The organism is Mucilaginibacter sp. P2_A4, assembly GCF_056405015.1.
This window is the reverse complement of record NZ_JBFUCX010000001.1, coordinates 1,022,564-1,041,540: the sequence shown is the minus strand read 5'-3', so window position 1 is coordinate 1,041,540 and position 18,977 is coordinate 1,022,564. Positions and strand designations below refer to the sequence as shown.

Annotated in this window: 16 protein-coding genes; 7 read left to right on the top strand and 9 right to left on the bottom strand. The window is 37.3% G+C overall.

The genetic code is table 11. The features are described 5' to 3' along the window. Nucleotides 1-1,006 precede the first annotated feature (1,006 nt). Nucleotides 1,007-1,180 (top strand): DUF3606 domain-containing protein, encoded by a 174-nt coding sequence (locus AC1DYB_RS04005; protein WP_477432628.1) that lies wholly within the window; start codon nucleotides 1,007-1,009, stop codon nucleotides 1,178-1,180. A gap of 4 nt (nucleotides 1,181-1,184) precedes the next feature. Then, nucleotides 1,185-2,834, top strand: a complete 1,650-nt coding sequence (ligD, locus tag AC1DYB_RS04000; protein WP_477432626.1) for a non-homologous end-joining DNA ligase — start codon at nucleotides 1,185-1,187, stop codon at nucleotides 2,832-2,834. Here the strand turns inward: ligD and AC1DYB_RS03995 are convergent. Continuing rightward, entirely contained in the window at nucleotides 2,829-3,038 is a 210-nt protein-coding gene (locus AC1DYB_RS03995) for a hypothetical protein (RefSeq protein WP_477432624.1), read from the bottom strand. The two genes, ligD and AC1DYB_RS03995, sit on opposite strands and share 6 nt — an antisense overlap. Nucleotides 3,039-4,201: 1,163 nt before the next feature. On the opposite strand from AC1DYB_RS03995, the gene AC1DYB_RS03990 reads away from it, so the two are divergent. The 5 genes from AC1DYB_RS03990 to AC1DYB_RS03970 all read left to right on the top strand — a co-directional run bounded on the left by AC1DYB_RS03990 (nucleotide 4,202) and on the right by AC1DYB_RS03970 (nucleotide 7,035). After that, on the top strand, nucleotides 4,202-4,618 hold the full coding sequence (locus AC1DYB_RS03990) for a catalase (protein WP_477432622.1): 417 nt from the start codon (nucleotides 4,202-4,204) through the stop codon (nucleotides 4,616-4,618). Between the two features lie 77 nt (nucleotides 4,619-4,695). After that, on the top strand, nucleotides 4,696-4,869 hold the full coding sequence (locus AC1DYB_RS03985) for a hypothetical protein (protein WP_295711903.1): 174 nt from the start codon (nucleotides 4,696-4,698) through the stop codon (nucleotides 4,867-4,869). 15 nt (nucleotides 4,870-4,884) lie between these two features. Beyond that, nucleotides 4,885-6,003 (top strand): AI-2E family transporter, encoded by a 1,119-nt coding sequence (locus AC1DYB_RS03980; RefSeq protein WP_477432620.1) that lies wholly within the window; start codon nucleotides 4,885-4,887, stop codon nucleotides 6,001-6,003. 244 nt (nucleotides 6,004-6,247) lie between these two features. Beyond that, nucleotides 6,248-6,655 (top strand): response regulator, encoded by a 408-nt coding sequence (locus AC1DYB_RS03975; protein WP_295711900.1) that lies wholly within the window; start codon nucleotides 6,248-6,250, stop codon nucleotides 6,653-6,655. Nucleotides 6,656-6,669: 14 nt separating this feature from the next. Then, nucleotides 6,670-7,035: a response regulator gene (locus AC1DYB_RS03970; RefSeq protein ID WP_477432617.1), complete on the top strand. Its 366-nt coding sequence runs from the start codon at nucleotides 6,670-6,672 to the stop codon at nucleotides 7,033-7,035. Nucleotides 7,036-7,083: 48 nt separating this feature from the next. On the opposite strand, the gene AC1DYB_RS03965 is transcribed toward AC1DYB_RS03970, so the two are convergent. The 8 genes from AC1DYB_RS03965 to AC1DYB_RS03930 form a co-directional block, all read right to left on the bottom strand. Continuing rightward, complete coding sequence (locus AC1DYB_RS03965) at nucleotides 7,084-8,478, bottom strand: undecaprenyl-phosphate glucose phosphotransferase (RefSeq protein ID WP_477432615.1); 1,395 nt, start codon at nucleotides 8,476-8,478, stop codon at nucleotides 7,084-7,086. A 71-nt stretch (nucleotides 8,479-8,549) separates the two neighbouring features. After that, the gene (locus AC1DYB_RS03960) at nucleotides 8,550-8,993 is read right to left on the bottom strand and encodes a GNAT family N-acetyltransferase (RefSeq protein ID WP_477432613.1); all 444 of its coding nucleotides are present in this window, start codon (nucleotides 8,991-8,993) and stop codon (nucleotides 8,550-8,552) included. A gap of 16 nt (nucleotides 8,994-9,009) precedes the next feature. Beyond that, a complete protein-coding gene (locus tag AC1DYB_RS03955) occupies nucleotides 9,010-10,155 on the bottom strand; it encodes a glycosyltransferase (RefSeq protein WP_477432611.1) in 1,146 nt (381 codons plus the stop codon). 63 nt (nucleotides 10,156-10,218) lie between these two features. After that, nucleotides 10,219-12,540: a GumC family protein gene (locus tag AC1DYB_RS03950; protein WP_477432609.1), complete on the bottom strand. Its 2,322-nt coding sequence runs from the start codon at nucleotides 12,538-12,540 to the stop codon at nucleotides 10,219-10,221. Nucleotides 12,541-12,544: 4 nt separating this feature from the next. Then, nucleotides 12,545-13,321, bottom strand: a complete 777-nt coding sequence (locus AC1DYB_RS03945; RefSeq protein WP_295711888.1) for a polysaccharide biosynthesis/export family protein — start codon at nucleotides 13,319-13,321, stop codon at nucleotides 12,545-12,547. Nucleotides 13,322-13,361: 40 nt separating this feature from the next. Continuing rightward, complete coding sequence (locus AC1DYB_RS03940; protein ID WP_477432606.1) at nucleotides 13,362-14,627, bottom strand: glycosyl hydrolase family 28-related protein; 1,266 nt, start codon at nucleotides 14,625-14,627, stop codon at nucleotides 13,362-13,364. 111 nt (nucleotides 14,628-14,738) lie between these two features. Continuing rightward, entirely contained in the window at nucleotides 14,739-15,140 is a 402-nt protein-coding gene (locus AC1DYB_RS03935) for a hypothetical protein (protein WP_295711883.1), read from the bottom strand. Between the two features lie 244 nt (nucleotides 15,141-15,384). After that, entirely contained in the window at nucleotides 15,385-18,780 is a 3,396-nt protein-coding gene (locus tag AC1DYB_RS03930) for a non-ribosomal peptide synthetase (RefSeq protein WP_477432604.1), read from the bottom strand. Nucleotides 18,781-18,977: the final 197 nt, after the last annotated feature.

Genomic DNA, 18,977 nt, shown 5'->3' with positions numbered 1-18,977 from the left:
GTATTGGTTTGATTGAGATGGCCGGGGTAATCTTTTGGTCCTTTTTCTTTTTTACAACCAGACAGAAAAAAAAGGCAAATGCCCGCAAGCAATATCCAGCTGGTGGATGTGAGCTTAGTTGAATTTTCCATTTTGAAAGTTTTAAAGGTGAAAGAATTTGTTTTTATTTTCGTAAGAGTTATTTACATGCTTATTGCTGCGTAAATTGTATCCAACTGTCAATGATGTGGTAGCTAATAGATAGTATTAGTAATTAGTGGCCAGAATGGCTTTGATCGAAAAAAAGTCCAATATATTTGATTTTAAACATCATTAGGGATTGATGCTCATGTACTTATATTTCAATGCTACAATCTTCTTTGCATCTTCAATAAAAGAATTCGGAATTTGTACTTTTGGGGTCACATTAACACCAGAGCCATTTGTAAATACACAAAAGGTATTCATATTCTTTTTAGCCTTTTATGTGTCTGTTCCCTCAGTTTAATTTGCAACTGTAGTTGTAATCGCCATCCGGGTAGAAATTTGCCGCCATATATACCGAGATTAAATTTATAGACCCGGGCTATGGTTCTATAAATTTAGATTATAAATATCAGATTATCAAATCTTAAAAGAGAATATTTAATTTATAAAGAAAATATTAATTCTTTAAAGGAATATTTTAATTTCAGCCCCCCCCAGTACAATTGGTTGTAATTATTTTAAAATGATAATTGTTTACCCATTGATTAAAACTATCCTTAAAACACATTGTTAATCAGGTTCATCTAAAAACATATCCTATGGCAACAAAAGGCGCAAAGGTGGAAAAAGCTTCCGTATAGGAACAGCCACATGAATTAAAACACGAAGCTAAGAAAGAAGGAACTTCACCTAAAACAGTAGAAGAGGCTAAAAAGGCTACTGGTAGTAATAAACGAGCTGCGCTTGAAAAGAAACTCGAAGGAAAGAAATAGCAAAAGCCCTGCGAGGGATTTTAATGTCCCTGAAATTAACTCAGCATATGAACAGAAAAATCAAGGCTAATATACAGGATACCCGAACGATTGACATCGATGATGTCTATGCACTGGAACTTTGGGCGAGTGAATTCAATGTTTCCCAGGATAAAGTAAAAGCGGCTGTATTGATTGTCGGAAATGCCGCGCCGGACGTAAGGCGTGAGTTAAAAAAATAACATTATGGGCCTGACCGAATACGCCAAAAAGCGGGATTTTAAAAAGACCGCCGAGCCGAAAGCTGGGAAGAGCAAAGACAAGGATCATCTGATTTTTGTCGTGCAAAAGCATGATGTCTCCAGGCTGCATTATGATTTCCGTCTGGAAATGAATGGCGTATTAAAAAGCTGGGCGGTGCCTAAAGGCCCTACCCTTGATCCTAAAGTCAAGCATTTGGCGATGATGGTAGAAGATCATCCCTTCGATTACTTAAACTTTGAAGGCATAATTCCGAAAGGAGAATATGGTGCAGGGACGGTCATCGTTTGGGACGAAGGCACCTATGAACCGATAGAGCCAATCAAGGGTAAAAAAGCCCAGGAAAAACACTTGCTTAAACAACTTGCTTCCGGACAGCTAAAGATCAAACTGTACGGTGAAAAACTCAATGGTGAATTTGCCATGGTTAAAACACATGGCATGGGAGAAAATGGCTGGCTCATGATCAAACATATGGATGAGTTTGCCACCAGTGACGACGTTACCAAAATGGATAAATCCGTGCTTTCCGGGAAGACCATTGAAACGATGGAAAAAACCAGTGAAAAAGTATGGCAGAACGGACATGAAGAAGATGTGTTGCCCGATGAAGAATTGGCGGAAGATATAGAAACGGAAGATGCACCGGATATCGATGTAAAAGCTATCCTGAAAGCCGCGCCCAAATCTAAAGTGCCGGCAAACATCAAACCGATGAAGGCCACCTTAGTGGATGAACCGTTTGATGAACCGGGCTGGTTGTTTGAAGTAAAATGGGATGGTTACCGGGCGGTAGCCGTTCTCGATAAAAACGAAGGCGCACAGCTGATCTCCCGCAATAACCTCCCTTTTGAAAAATATTATCCGATCAATGATGCAATGAAGAAATGGGGCATAAACGCCGTACTCGACGGAGAGCTTCTCGTGTTAAACGGAAAAGGTATTTCCGATTTCGGGGCGATGCAGAACTGGCGCAGCGAAGTTGACGGTAACCTCGTGTACTACATCTTTGATATTTTGTGGTATGAGGCGAAAAACCTGATGGGCCTCCCCCTGATTGAACGGCAAGCGATCCTGAAAGATATAATTCCAACCGATAACGATCATATTCGCCAAAGCAAAGTGTTTGATGCGAACAGTATTGACTTTTTCGCGGCTGCTGAGAAAATGGGGCTGGAAGGCATTATCGTGAAAAAAGCGGACAGCGTTTATACCTCCGACCTGCGCAGTAAAAAATGGCTCAAAGTTAAAGTACAGCGCAGGCAGGAAGTTGTCATTGCGGGCTTTACCAAAAATGAAGGAAGCAGCAAATCATTCAGCGCCTTGGTGCTCGGCGTTTACAAAGGCAAAGAATTGCAATTTGTGAGCAGGGTCGGCACCGTCTTTTCAGACAAACTGCAAAAAGAAATGATGGTACAATTTAAGTCGCTCATTACGGATGAAAGCCCGTTTGACTATGAAGTTGATGTTGACAAGCCCACACGCTTTCGTCCAAAAAGAATGGGTGTTAAACCAACCTGGTTAAAACCAGAACTTGTCTGCGAAGTAGAATTTGCTGAGGTGACCAGTGAAGGCGTATTCGCCAGGCCTCGTTTAAGGGCATGCGAACAGATAAAAATGCTAAGGATGTTATAATAGAAACTGCTGCCGATATCTATAAGATGGCCATAAAGTTTGCTTTGTGATCTTTAAATTGCCTGCTAAGTTATCCAGTTTAGTGAGTTCTGATTTTACAGCGTTTCTGGCCCATGCAAAATCTCCTTTGTCTAAAAAACCATTATTTTTTTGTGATAAGGTCATTGATAAAGGTATATGCTTATTGTTAATTGTAGCTGACATGATACAAAATAATATTCATCCTGCGCAACCTATTTGCGCAGATCAAGCAAATAAGAATACCCTTATTGCTAAGGGTAATATCTAAATATACTTATCCGAGATGATAAATTAATTCTGAATTGGATTTGATGTCTTTATTTGCAACATGCCAGGTTCAAATTAGGATCAATATATACTATTGAAAATCAACAATTTACCTATCTTAAAAACCTAACTAATTGTAAATCAACAGGTGTTCGACAATCGAACATTTTTGCGGTGCAGTTTTTTATAAAATTACAAATGGTAACGATTAATTAGTAAAGAAAATAGTTAGATAAGTATACAAATCTCACTAAATATAAAATATAACTAATTGATTTTCAATTCACTAATCAACAGTAAAAGAGGAATTAAGTGTTCGACCTGCCCCCCACCTACTCCACTTAAGGGGATAATCATTTGATTATCCCCTTTTTTTTCATATATTAATAAGCCTTTTTTCCTTATTATCAATTCATTACGTTCGAACACATTCATCATTGTGTGTGTTCAATAGATGCCATCTTTATAGTATAAATCGCTGTCGAACACCTGATTCTGATTTAAAGTGGCGGTGCCAAAAAGCATTGAATCTTATCAATCAAGCGTTAAAGGCTTGATTGCATTTCGAAGGATACATGAAAAACCTTTCCTCATAATCCAGCAGGCCCGTTGATAGCCTTCTATTTACTTTTTGAGCGTATTTTTCTGTGTAGTGAAGCGGATCAGTCTTTTGAATCGTTGGGACATGATGGGTTGGTTTACAAATACGACCAAGCTTCCTGTAGTCGCGTTTGTTCAATTGGAGAAACGCTCAAATGTTTTTTCTGTACCATTTTTAAGGGTTTTGTTTGCAAGCAAAGGAGCGGAAGCAATAAATATTTGAAAACTATTTAACCTAACAAAAAAAACAAAAACACTATCAGCTGCTTCTTAGGAGATAAAATTTATTCAACAAACAATGGTGCTGACAAACACTTGCTGGATAAAGGTGGGCTATCGGTGCTTGACCTGCCTATCCAACAAGGTAACTTAGATGCAATTAACTTATTAATTTAAAAGCGCATTAGTTAAATTATTTCCATATAATGAAACAAAGGGGATTGCCAAAGGTTATTTGTATTCTCACCAATAGAACCAAAATGGCAAAAACACCGGCTCCTCTCGAAAATTCAAACAGAAAACTCGAAGACTTGAACAGTGACAAAGAGACCAGTAACGGCGAGTTCATGACTACCGACCAAGGACTAAAGATTAACGACGATAATAATTCTTTAAAAGCCGGAAAACGCGGCGCAACCTTACTGGAAGATTTTATTCTTAGAGAAAAAATCACCCACTTTTACCACGAACGTATTCCGGAAAGGATTGTACACGCTCGTGGTTCAGAAGCATACGGTGTATTCCAGGTTTATGAATCGATGGCAAAATATACTAAAGCAGGATTTTTACAGAACCCTTCGGGCGTCATCATGGGCAAAACACCTAAAGATTTCATACATGCTATTGCCCAGCACCGTTTTTGGGAAAGGCAAAAGAAGGATAAAGTGCCTGCTTAGTGTTTATAGTTACCTAACTAAAGTAACCAGGTCGCCTTCGGATAATCTGATTACATTACCTTTAAGAAATAATTAAAATGAAAAAAACTTACCCATCATTCTTATTGCTGTTATTACTAACCTGTCTCAATAGCTGCACAATAATTGGCGGCATATTCAAAGCAGGCGCCGTTGTTGGCGTGATCGCCGTAGTTGTTGTAATTGCTATCATTATCTGGATCATCTCCATGTTTCGGGGTAAAAACCAATAATCCCCTATCACGCTTATGGATATTCAACAATTTAAGGGACTGCCGTTTTACCTGAAACTGGCTTCGGTTTTGTTTAGCCTGATCGCGATAGTTTATATCGTAATCGTTGCCAAAGAGATCCTGTCTCCCATCATTTTTTCCTGCTTATTCTCGATCCTGTTATTGCCGTATGCTGCCTGGCTGGAAAATAAACTGCATCTGCCGCGAAGTGCAGCTTCGATGTTAGCAGTGCTTTGTCTTTTGGCTTGTATCGGTGGGTTGGTATATGTGATCGGTTCACAAATATCTAATTTAGCCAGCGATTGGCCACAGTTCCAGGATCAGTTGCACAAATCACAAGATGACATTATGGGTTGGATTCGTTCCAGCTTCCATGTAACCAAGCACAAGCAACTGACCTTTGTAGCCAATACCACTAACAAAGTGGTCGCTTCCGGCGGATCGGTGGTGGGCGCCACCCTCCTATCCTTATCGTCAATCTTGCTGTTTCTGGTCTTTACCTTTATTTATACATTCTTCTTTTTACTGTACCGCAAACTTATTATGCGGTTCTTTGAGTCCGTTTTTCAGGAGGACAATAAAAAGTTGGTGCATGACATCATCGAAAACGTCCAGTATATTATCCGCAAATATATTATCGGCCTGCTGATCGAAATGGCTATTATCGCCATCGTAGTCAGTGGGGCTTTTATGCTGCTGGGTGTAAAATATGCCATTTTGCTCGGCCTCATTACTGCCTTATTCAATATCATTCCGTATATCGGTATTTTCACAGCGCTGGTGATCAGTGCTGCCGTAACACTCGCTACCGGACCCCAAAGCACCGTGATCTATGTAATGATCACCCTGGTTGTAACCCATCTTATCGACAGCAATATTTTATTACCGGTAGTTGTTGGATCTAAAGTCAGGATCAATGCCCTAATCACAGTATTAGGTGTGATTATTGGCGAAATGGTTTGGGGGATACCCGGTATGTTCCTGTCTATTCCGGTAATAGCTGTCCTTAAGATCATCTTCGACCGTGTAGAAAGTCTGAAATCCTGGGGAATTATCCTTGGTGATGAAGATTTTAAACAGAACCGGTTGGCTAAAAAGCTCAGGGTTAAAAAGAAAGTGGTACTGTCCCCATAATGGAGGTAGTCAGGCATTTTCAAATTTTAAGTTATTTTCCATCCTAACAGTCAATAAAATATCTAACAATTAGTTTATTGATTGTTAGCTACGATTTATAGTTCAATATCCTGGAATACCTAAAGCTTCTTCAATGTGTCCGGGCCTGTAAAGAGGAGTCCTCTCCCCCGATCTATCAAAGCATCCACCATTTACTATCGTGCGATATATTAAACAATAAAGTAATTTAAGTGTTTAAAAGTTAATGAATTTGAACGAACCACAGCCCACGATCATGCTTATCGATGATGTTGAACTTGATAACATAATCTTTAAAATGGTGCTTCAGCGCTTACTTCCAAACCCCACCATTGACACATGTGCTAATGGCCAAAGGGCGATTGAAAAACTAAGATTACTTACGGATAATTCATCTTCATTGATGCCTGATTATATTTTTCTCGACTTAAGGATGCCGGTTATGGATGGTTGGCAATTCCTAAAGGAATTCGCGGAATTAGCGATTACGCCTGAAAAAAGAAGTAAGCTGTTTGTACTATCCTCCACAATTGATAAGAATGAAATCCAGGATTCCATTGAGAACCCACTTGTTTCTGATTTTTTGTCCAAACCAATCGGACTAGACAAGCTCAAATCTATTTTTACTACCTAATTTTCGCGATATTTATGCCAAAACATATTTTAATTATTGAAGACGATGCCGATATTTTAAACGTACTCGAACTTGCATTACGCTTCAGCAATTTTACAGTAAGCGGAGTTTCCGAAACACATGATATTTTTAAAACCGTTGAGAAATATAAGCCCGACCTGGTGATAACAGATTATATGATGCCGGGATTAAATGGCGGCCAGATTTGCAACCTCCTCAAAAGCCAGGAAGCTACCCGCCAACTACCGGTAATATTGATATCAGCCTATCATAAAATGGCGATATCACTGGGGAATTTCAGTTATGATGCTTACGTCCCTAAGCCGTTTGACGTCGATAAATTGATCTCTGTTATCGACAACCTACTTATTAAACAATAATTCGATAGCGCAATAAAAACACGTTATTGAAACTATGTAGAAATTGTACTAATAGGCATATTTATCTCCCCCTATTGTTTTAAGAAATGTAGAAAAGATGATTTTTATATCAAGGTTAAAGCGCCAGTTCTCCATATACCACACGTCAGCTTCAACACGTGCCTTCATATCTTCCACCAATTTTGTTTCGCCGCGATGCCCATTGATCTGGGCCCACCCAGTAATGCCCGGTTTTATAAAGTGGCGCACCATAAATTGATCTATCAAATTAGAGTATTGTTCTGTATGGTTTAACATGTGTGGCCTCGGCCCCACCACCGACATATTCCCAATTAATACATTAAAAAATTGCGGCATTTCATCTAAGCTCGACTTTCTCAGGAACGCACCAATTTTAGTTACCCTTGCATCTCCTTTGGTGGCTTGTGACGAATTTGCATCATTGTTGATCCGCATACTTCTAAACTTATAACAATTAAAAGGAACATTATCTCTGCCTGACCTGGGTTGTACAAAAATGGCCGAACCTTCTGACTCCAGTTTTATCAGTAAATAAATGATAGGATATAGCCAGCTTAGAATAAATATAATTACGAATAATGAAAATGCGATGTCAAACACACGTTTCACCAGCCGGTTTACTAAATTTTCAAGCGGTTCAACCCTTATAGCATATGCATTAGTTCTGTTTAAACTTTGTTCTAATAAGGTACCCTGTAAAAATGCGTAATGCTCCGGCACTAATTTAAACCTAATCATATTTTTGTCCGATTCTTTAATCAATTTTTCGATAATATGTTTCTGGGAAAAGGGAAGCGTGCAAAAAATTTCTGCAACGCTATTCTTACGCGAAAAATTTATGCAATCTGCAATACGGCCAAGATGTAACTCTTTTACTGTTTCTTCTAAGGGACTGTCATGAAAAATTCCCAATATTTGGTAGCCTAAACTAGAATCGTTTTTAAAACGATTGTAAAGTTCAATTCCGGTGTGGCTACCGCCAACTATTATTGCAGTTCTTAATGGCTGACGAAAAACATTTAAATGGGCTACGGTTTTTACCAAACTGATTTTCCACAGTCCTAACAATACTCCATATAAACACATTGACGCTAACAAATACTGACTGTTTGTATTGTATGAAGCGATATTGTTCAAGTACATGACAATGTAGGATACCAGAAAAACATATAGGAAATATGCTTTAAATGATTTTTTATAAATATAACCGAATGCTGTTATACTGTATAAACGAATAATGTTGGTAGCCAGTAACCAAACAAGATTAAAAATAAGGATAACATGTACATAACTTTTATCGCCTGCCCAATTTAAATAACCGTTATGAAATAGGTTATAGACTGTTATTAACGAAAAATTCAGAAGCAAATAATCGACAAGAGGATTTAGTGATCTGATTAAGTTAGTACGAGTTTGCTCCATATATTAATTTCGTCAAACAAATGCAAAAACAGTGCTACAATTGTTAAAGATTAATTAATCATCTTTTTTAATTAAACAGATAGCTGTTTAAACATAAAAACGTATTGATCTGCCGCAACATAATCCATACGTTCGTAAAAATCGAATACCGGCAGGTACTTGTTAGTCATTAAACCCAGCAATTCAATCTGATTTTTGATGGCGTAGTCTTCAAACAACGTTAATAACTGCTTTCCGTACCCGCTTTTCTGAAACGCTGTTGAAACAAATAATTCATCAACAACTAATTGCTGATTAGTCCACCATGTTTTTTTATGTCCTAAAATGGCTCCAACGGCGTTGTTATTTTCATATACTATAAGGCCAACGAAATCGGCATTGGTAACAAGTTCAGACAAATATTGATTTGCTTTCTCTATAGTCCAATGGCAGTTCCACGGGGGAGCGTTGTAAGCGCTCACAAAAACGCCCACACAATCATCCAAATGTTTTCCTGTAATAAAAAAGCTTTCCATAATAGATCAATAAATTTTAATTGAATAATTTCTTCTGCGGTATTGTGCTACCTGTATAAGCTGTTAAGAGTTGCTGCTTAAGCACATCCTGATCGTAAACTTGCAGGTAGTATGACGTCCCCTCAGCTTTAATCTTTTCAATATCTCTTTTTTCCAGGTCCAAAATAATTTGTATAAGGGCTTCCGGGTCATTATTGCTGAAACTAATGCTTGTTATATTATCTACTATAAATTCTTTAAAAAAAGCAATATCAGAAACCAGGGATGGAACCTTGAAATAATATGGTATTGATAAAATCCCAGATTGTGTACCTGAAATGTATGGAAAAACCACGCAAAAGGCGTTGATAAATAAATTCCTAATTTCTTCGTCATCTATATACCTGTTAACAAAAAATACATTTTGTTCCTTTGTTAAGTCCCTTTCGAAATAGATATGACCTTTTCCAGCAATTACCAATGGCTGTATTAACCCATCACGAGTATTGTTAATATAAGCATTATATAAAAATGCTATCCCTTTATATTGTTCTATCTGCCCAAAAAATAAAATGTAATTATTTACGCCGGCTAATTCGGGGACGGTAGCTTCGCCAGATTTTATACTATCTGTAACAAGCGTTGGAAAGTTATGATAGTATAATTGCTTTTTTTTGAACGATTTCAACATCCACTCATATTGGGATACACTGCATGTTACCAGATTATCAGTGTGCTTTATTAAATGGGTGACCCTCATCTTTACAAGTACCGTTCTCAATAACCAGCTAAGGGCATTTTTATAAACCTTTTCATGAAAAAAAAGGTCGTGAACGGTATAATAGACCTTAGCCAATCTTTTTAGTTTTTTTACATGTAAAGCCAGTGAAGAATCTTCGGTTAAAAGGTGAATAACATCAATTTTGTTGGCTTTACACACCTCATCAATTGCTTTTAGTAATTGCCTGGGGTATATATTATGTAATAAACCGTTAATCTTGCCTTCGGGAAAATCTAAAAAAACATAGTTATCCCCGTTAGGGATAATGGCCTTTCTATAATCGCATTTTGCAGTACAAATAAATATGCCATAGCTATCATTGTCGCGCAGGGCATTTACAATGTTTACTGCAAAAGGTAATAATCCGGCGTAAAATTCCGAACAAACAAATAATTTTTTCATTTTATAATAGTCAATGGCTGTTGGCTCAATGGTTCGGCGTCGGGTTTCCAGCTATTATTAATTTTATTCAGACGGTAGGATTGTCTTATAATAAGAAGTCTCGTACTCATAGCCATATCCAAATTTCTTCACATTTACGCCGTTAAATACCACCTGTAAATTGGGTAATTTGTTTTCCTTTACAAGGCCTTTAATAAATTTCAACTCACTTTTCCGCGTTATTCCCTGCCTTACTACATACAGGGTTACATCACACTCCCGGGCTATCACATAAGCATCGGCAACCAGGTGAACGGGCGGACTGTCGATAACTATATTATCATAGTTTTTCTTCAGTTCGGCAATTAGCACAGCCAGTTTGCCATTCTCTAACAATTCAATTGGATTGGATACATAGGAGCCACTACCTATAACGTCTAATAATGGGTTAGCCCCAGATGGCTGAATAGTTTTTCCGAAAGTTGTTTTCTCATTTAAATAATCTGAAATGCCAGGGTGTTTTTTTGATAAATTAAAAACGTCTTTGATAGTAGCCCTCCTTAAATCCAATTCCAATATCACCGTTTTTTTTCCTGCGCTGGCCAACGCCAACGCGATATTACTGGCGATAAAGCTTTTACCTTCATTTGATACGCTTGACGTTACAAGGGTTACATTCGATGAGTTGGTAGGTAAAAATATACTATGTAACTGAGTCCTTAGACTTCTGAACTGTTCAATTAACAAACCATTTTGTGACTTTATGCCTTTAGCATTACCATCAAAAGCTATTTCGCCAAAAACAGGAGCATTAAGCACGGTTTCAACATCTTGCGGGTCTAAAACTATTCCTTTTAATACATGTACTATGTAAATGCCAATTGCAGGCAATAAAATACCTAATATAAATGCCACCAAATAGATAACTTTATTATTTGGCCATTTTGAGGGCAGTGCATGGGCGCCGTCAAGCACCCGGTAATTTGATACTGTTGAGGCATAACTCAATGAAACTTCTTCACGCTTCTGAAGTAGGTATACATACAAATTCTCTTTTATAGACTGCTGCCTTTTAATGCTAATGAACTGCCTTTCTTGTCCGGGTAAATTTGATATAGAGGACTCGGAGTTTGAACTTAATGATTGGAGTTTTGTGTGGGCATTCAATAATGAAGATTTTATATTTTTGACATTATCTTTTATTGCGGCTTTAGTTGTTTTTATCTGGGAATTTATTTCTTCAAAGTCAGGATTTGTTTCTGGTGTAGTAGCCAGCAACTGATCGTGCCGTAATTGTAACTGGGAAAGTTTCTCAACCGAGCTAACCAGGGAAGGGTCATTGATGCCAATAATGGCCGGAGCCTTGTCGCCGTTTCCTGCCGAGTTAACGTATTGCTCAATGCCATTAATTACACTCAGCTGAACATTAATTTCATTTAAACGGCTATCGTTGGTTTGCAACTTATCAAGTTCAAATTTAGCATCCGACGTCATATCAGTTAGCCTGTTTGAACTTTTAAAGTTTGCAATGTTTTTTTCTACGCTGTTAAGTTCCCCGGTTAATGATGATAATCGCTGGTCGATAAAATTAATAGTATTTTGTGTTTCCTTGTTTTTATCTTCTATTTCGTCGGCATTATATACTTCAATAAGGCGATTAATAATATCTTTCCCTTTTTGCTTGTCGGTAGTACTAAAAGAAAGATCAACAGCAGTTGCCAGTTTATCTTCTAAACTCGCGTCGATACTTTTTTGGTAATAATCGGTTAATTTATCAGGATCAAGCTGCATTATACTTATAGTTGAGCCTTTAAACGCTGATAGATCATCGGTAGGTGTTAACTTCCAGGTACCGATAGTTGTATGCATAATATCGGTGAAAGAGTACTCCTTATATTCGCCATCTGTTTGCATTAAAAAGGTTTTATTGTCCTTTACCCGGATGTTAATTTTAGTTTTAAAATCCTGGTTTGACTTAATGACCGCTATTTTAAATGGTAAACTGGAATACAGATCTTTATAAAACAGCCCTTCTTTTTTTTTATAGCTTACGCTAAGCTGCAGATCATTTATAACCTGGTTGATTAATTTTGCCGATTTCAACTTGGCAAGTTCATTTTCAACAACATCCGAAGTATTTGGTAAGTCTATCTTATCAAGTACTGATTGGCTTTGCTGCGGTTTATCGGCCACTTTATCCGTATTAACCAGGAGGGTTGCTTTAATTTGATAAACCGGATCTGTAATCTGGATATAAAAAAAAGCCAAAATCAGCATTATTATGATAGTTGCTACCATAACTGGCCAGTTATAAATATACTTAGCAAATAACGACTTAAAACTTACTGAAGAATTCTTCTCCTTTTCAGTCGCAAAAGCTAAAAATTGCGGGGAATTTGTACTCATTTAATTAACGGGTTAAAACAATTGCAACAACAGACAAAGCAGATATAACTATACCCATAATAGGTATCACATTTGCGGCCACCTTTGATCGGCCGGGAGTTACATATATTTCATCGTTGTTTTTAAGATAGAAGTAAGGTGAATCAAATATTTTTTTAGAAGTCAGATCGAGATTAATATATTTTCTCTCTCCATTCTCGTTCCTGATTAGTAACACTTTTTTTCTCAAAGCGGTTACGTTCAAGTCACCGGCCATTGTAAGCACCTGTGTAACAGTTGGATGTTCATCGGTAATATTATAAGAGTTTGGACGGGCAACATCGCCATATACATATACCTTGAAATTTACTATCCTAACATTCACCACCGGATCTTTTAAGTAAGTAAGTAGGGTTGTGTCCAGCTTTTCGGTAACCTGTGCGGTAGTAAAACCGGCCACATTTACTTTGCCAACAAGCGGTAAGTGTATATTACCATGTTCGTCAACCGGGTACCCAATTACAGGATTATCAGGAGATGTGTTGTAATTATTGCCATTTACCCTGGCCAGGTTATAATTAAAAACAGCCGCCGATTCGGGGTTTCTGCTGGTTATGTTAATCCCTAATATGTCACCAGCGTGGATCAAGTACGAAACGGTGTTATTAATTTTTTCGGTAGTAACCTCCTTTTTATTTATATCCTGGTAGTATGGTACATTTTTGTACGATTGGCAGGAAGCAAGGGTAAAAACGGTAAGCAGAACTAAAAGATATGGAAGGTTAGTTTTAAATTTCAACATAAAGTTATTTTTTATTTTAATGATTGTGAAAAGATGGCCTTTAGAATAATTCGGAGTTAGACCGTACCTCGCCTTTAGACTCTATTAATGCAACACCGCCCAGATCTTTCCCTTTCAATACATTATTTATAGAATAAATATTTTGGTATTTGTAAAAAACAATTCCGTTACCCGGAATGGAGGATTTTATATAATTATTACTAACTATAACATTTTCGAGCCCGGTGGTAACTCGTGCTTCTGATACATTTATAGCCGGAGTTGTAACATAAAGTACCCCTTTAATGTTTTCAAAGGCATTAATTATTGTATTGCCAGTAATTTTAACATTCACGTGCCCAAAACAATCTATCTGTCCCTGGTATATTTTGTTATTATAAATGCTGTGATGGCCACTAAGTGAATCGGCCGCGCCATTTTTGTATCCGGAGTAAAAGTATCCAATGGTTATTGCCCTGCGGTATTTTATAATTTTCCCTCTTTCAACCGGACCATAACCATATCTAAAGTTGAATATATTATCATGCACCGAAACATTTAATACGGATTCATTGGCACTGTGACGTTCAATGTCCACCCCTCCTACCAAATATCCACTCCCATAAACTTTGTTATTGTAAAACGATGCACCGTTAACACAACAAAACATAACTCCCTCGCGGTATATGTTTAAAAAAAAGCAATTATGTACCGATACATTTGAAACTATCCTTGCATTAAGTGTTGGTTCAAACGTATCGCCAAATAGCAGGCCGTCACCCCGGAAGTTTTGAAAACGGCAGTTCTTTACTTCAATGTTTTTACCATTATTAATACTCAGTGCATGGCAAAATTGATATCCCGGGTCAAATTTTTGTTTCCTGATGTTCCCATTGAAATCAATGCCATCTATAACAATATTATCTATAGACGGCTCTTCCCACCAGGCCTGGTAAAAAATAGAATTAGGGTTTATTCGCCCGCCCGATAAAATAATGTGGCATTTTTTTGGACCCGTTCCAACTAAGTTAATTCCTGTTAACAATTTTATGATCCCGGGCTTTTCCCCAATCTGTTTTATTAAATAATTGCCGCTGGGAAAAAAAACTGTGGATATACCTTTTGATTTAGCCTCACAAATAGCATTAGTTATCGCTTTAGTATCATCGTCAATTCCATTACCTATTGCCCCCATGTCTTTAACACTAACAAATCTTTTTGGCGGCATTGTATAAGCTAATGAAATCTGATTACCAGGGGCAGCAAACTCCATTTTTGCCGCTATCATCGAAAAAAGCATTATCTTAAATAATAGGATATTAGTCATAAACCAAGTGGATAACAAAAGCGGCAAATGACTGGCATGCATCATTAACCATAGAAAAAGCAGGTAAGTAAAACCTGTTTAAAAGATATTTGATCAAACTGAGCTGAATAATTAGTTGGGCACAGTATAACTAAAACTTCCTGTGGAACCGCTGTCAGTTTTTTTTATAACAACTGCATCAAGGTAAACCCCCTTATACATCACATTTGATGAAATTAAACCCTTGGGGCTTTGTATGGTTACCGATATTCTATGGCCAACAACAGGCGTAAAACCATAATCAAAGGGACCGGTTTGATCTGCGTTTTGTGTATTGTATGGAGTGGTTCCATCCTTATCATATTCTACAATTTGTAATGTAAAGGGTGCAGTTGAACTCGCTTTTACCCTAAAGATGCTATTATGCGTATCATAATTCGCATCAAAATTTGCAGGTGCATTTGCTGATAGGCCTTTTTTACATCCTGCAAATATTAGCGCAAACGCCATGATGATAAGAAAACTTTTTTTCATAGATATAATTATTAAATGTGGTATTTTTTAGCTTTCAAGAAGTTACAGCTTGAAAATCGTTAAACCTAATGCTACAAATCACCCTACACAATATCTATGCCATGGATATATTTAACCTAACAACCCAAGGATAGAACCAAGAATAACAAATAGACTTTGAGTAAATAGCCAGAGGCGCGGTGTGCAGATATATCAGGCACCACGCTATTTTATTAATTCATTACCGGAAAAGGTTAGAATCATATTAACTTGCAGCTAAATCATCGATGTTGTTTTGTAATACTGTGCCAAAATTTGTTACGTAAGGTGGTTGAAGCATGGAAAAATGATCTCCGGGGATTTCAAATAGTTCAACACCTTTGTTAGCATATTTTTCCCATCCCAGAAACTTACCGTACTCAACATAATGGACGCTGATTTTGGCTTTATATAAATAAATTTTGCCGTCAAATGGCTCTAAATGATAATTTCGGAAAGCAGTGATATGTTTACTTTTAATTTTCTGAACTAATTTATAAAAGTCTTTAGTGTCTCTTTTTTGTTCATTATGAATTGTATCGGCAACGTTTTTTCCTTTCAAAAGCTGATTTAAAGAGAATTTTAAAGCTTGTATTATTCTTGGGAAATGCCTTTTGGCTTTCTTTGGTAATAAAGAATACCAATCTTTATATTCAGTTTTTTCCGCGTCTGTATCAAAAATAATTAACATCTTAACTTCTTTTTTCATTGCAATCATCTGTTTCCGTATTTCCATAGCAACATACCCCCCGGATGAATATCCCGCTAAAAGATATGGTCCCTCGGGGTTATGTTGAATTATTTCCTGCATATAGTGGTATGCTATTACCAGTAAATTATCAATAGGCTCGTCCTTTCCGTTAAGCCCTAAGGCTTGAAGGCCATATACAGGCTGTTCGGGACTAACGTGTTTAGCCAGCTCGCTGAAATTAAGCACATTAAGGCCATCGCCATGAATAATATATAACGGGGGGTATGAACCGGACGGTTTTATCGGCACTAACGATTTGAAATTGTAGTCGCTAACTTCCTTGTCAATAAATTCAGCCAGGAGCTTGATTGTTGGAAATTTATATAGTATGGAAATTTGAAAGTTTTTACCTGATATTTTTTTTAACCTGGAAAGGATTTGAACAGCCATGAGCGAGTGGCCGCCAATTTCGAAAAAATTGCTACTCGCTTTAATATCTGTTTTTTTGAAGTATTCGCGCCAAATATTAATCAACAGTTTTTCAGTTTCGGTTTCAGCTTCTACGGCAACCTCATCGGGAGATTCAAAGTGAATAATGTCGGGTAACGAATTTCTATCTATTTTTCCGTTAGACGTCAGCGGCAACCTGTCAAGCTTGATCCATACGGATGGGACCATGTAATCGGGAAGGGTTTTTTTTACGTATAAAATCAACAATTCCTGATCTAATTCCGGGCCGGCGGTAACTATATATCCAACAAGCCGCTTGGTGCCTTCCTTATCTTTTTTAGCCAAAACCACAGCATTACTAACTAAAACGCTATTGTTAAGAACGCTTTCAATTTCGCCCAGCTCAACCCTGAAACCTTGTATCTTAACCTGATTGTCTTTCCGCCCTATAAACTCCATGTTATAATCGGGCATCATTCTGCCAAGGTCCCCGGTGCGATACATCATCCCTCCACTATTTGCATGAAAAGGGTCGGGAATAAATGAATATCGCGTTTTTTCAATATCATTTGCATACCCCCTGGCAACCCCTACTCCACCAATATACAAATCACCGATGGTGCCAACCGGTACAGGTTGCAAACGCTCATTTAAGATGTAAAAAAAGTTATTGGCAATTGGCTTACCGTAAGGAATACTGCTCCATAATTCATCTGTTTTTTCAACAATAAGATAGTTTGACCAAACTGTAGCTTCCGTTGCTCCACCTAAGCTTACAACCTGTGTTTTCGGAAAAAATACTTTAATTCTATCGGGCAAATTAACCGGAATCCAGTCGCCACTCATGAATACCGTTTTCAATCCCTCGTAACGATATTCAGTTTTGTCCATTTCTAAAGTCGTAACCAGGTAATCGAGAGTTGTTGGCACCGAATCCCAAAACGTTATTTGGTGCTTAACCATCATCGCAGATAAAGTTTGCACATTCTGAATTTCTTCTTTTTCTGCTATAACCAGTGCTCCGCCTGAGGCCAGCATACCAAAAATATCATACACCGAAAGATCAAAACACATCGAAGTAATAAAAAGCAATCGGTCATCATGGCCAATGTTAAATTTATTATTTACCCATAAAATGAGGTTCACTGCCGAGTGATGTTCTATCATAACACCTTTTGGCCTGCCGGTTGATCCTGATGTATATATGGTATAGGCAAGCTGTTTGCTGTCAATTTTCAGAGATGGGTTTGTATCATCAAATCCGGCCAGCGTTTCCTTATTGATCAATTTAAAATTGTCATCGGTAATAATGGATTTTAACGGATAACGATCATCAGCAACAACAACTTTTATTAAAGATTGATTGAAAATATATTCCTGTCTTTCAAGCGGATAATCAGGGTCAATTGGCACATATGCACCTCCTGCCTTAAGTATGCCCAGCATACCAATTATCATATAAAAATTGCGGTTTGTTAATATGCCTACATTGTCGCCAGGTTTTACTCCTTCTTTAATTAAATACCAGGCTAAACGATTTGCCTGCCTGTTTAATTCGTCGTAAGTCAATTGCTTTTCGCCTTGTATTAAGGCACAAGCGCCTGGCGATTTTGCAACTTGCTGTTCAAAAAGCTCAAACAATGTTTTTTCTTTGGGATAGAATGTAACGGTATCATTAAATACATTTATCAGCATGTCCAGATCTGACTGGTCGAGTATATCGTAAGCGCCCAATTGACAATTATCGTCATCGCAAATAGCCTCTAATAAGTTAATTAAACTTTTATTGAATAACGATAAAAGAACTTCGCTTAATTGACTTTTATTAGAAAATAAGCGAACTTGAATGTTGCTTTCCGTTTCAGTTATGCACAGGCTTAAGTGTAGGTTATTAATTTGCGTAAATAAGCGGCCGATGTGTTGGCTATTGTTTTTTGTAGTTTCCAACAGATCGGCATCATTCCGCTTTTCAGAAATAAATAAAAACTTAAATGGCTCATCAATTAATAATGCATCCGGCAAATTCCCTTGCACTTCTTTGTTATTAAGCGCATTAAATCCGGCGGTAGTAACAATTTTTGTATTAATACCATTTAACACATCCCTAAAAAAATCAGCACCATTAAATTCAGTTACTATTTCTGCTATTTTAAAGTCGTTGGGGTCATCGATCCTGTTATGCCCTATTTTCAGGAAGGCCTGCTTATATAATACACATTCCTGTCCCGAATACCTTTGCAATATGATGTTGACCGCAGCGACTAAAATCGAACTTAATTCTATCTGGTTGCGCTCTTTAAGCCCCATAAGCGAATCAACCAGGTTCTGGTTAATTTCAAATTCGTTTAATTCATAATCAAGTGCCCCCATTTCGGACAAAGAAGATTGAATGGTTGACGAGACTTTTAGATTAGAAACGCTTGTTTTAAGGATAGAATTAATGTTTAGTGGTTCAGTTTCCGCAGAAGGTAGAAGGGACATGTTAGATTTTATTTTATAGTTATTATGTGCGTGGTATCTTTTTACAATTAATTTTATTAATTATTATGATGTAATTACCTCCCAGATAATAAAAAAAAGCAGGAAATGTTTTTAATTTAATAATGAAATTATAAATCGCCCATTAGATTTATTTTTTCGTTAAGATATTCATTCTTAAAGTCGCAATTAAATGAAAG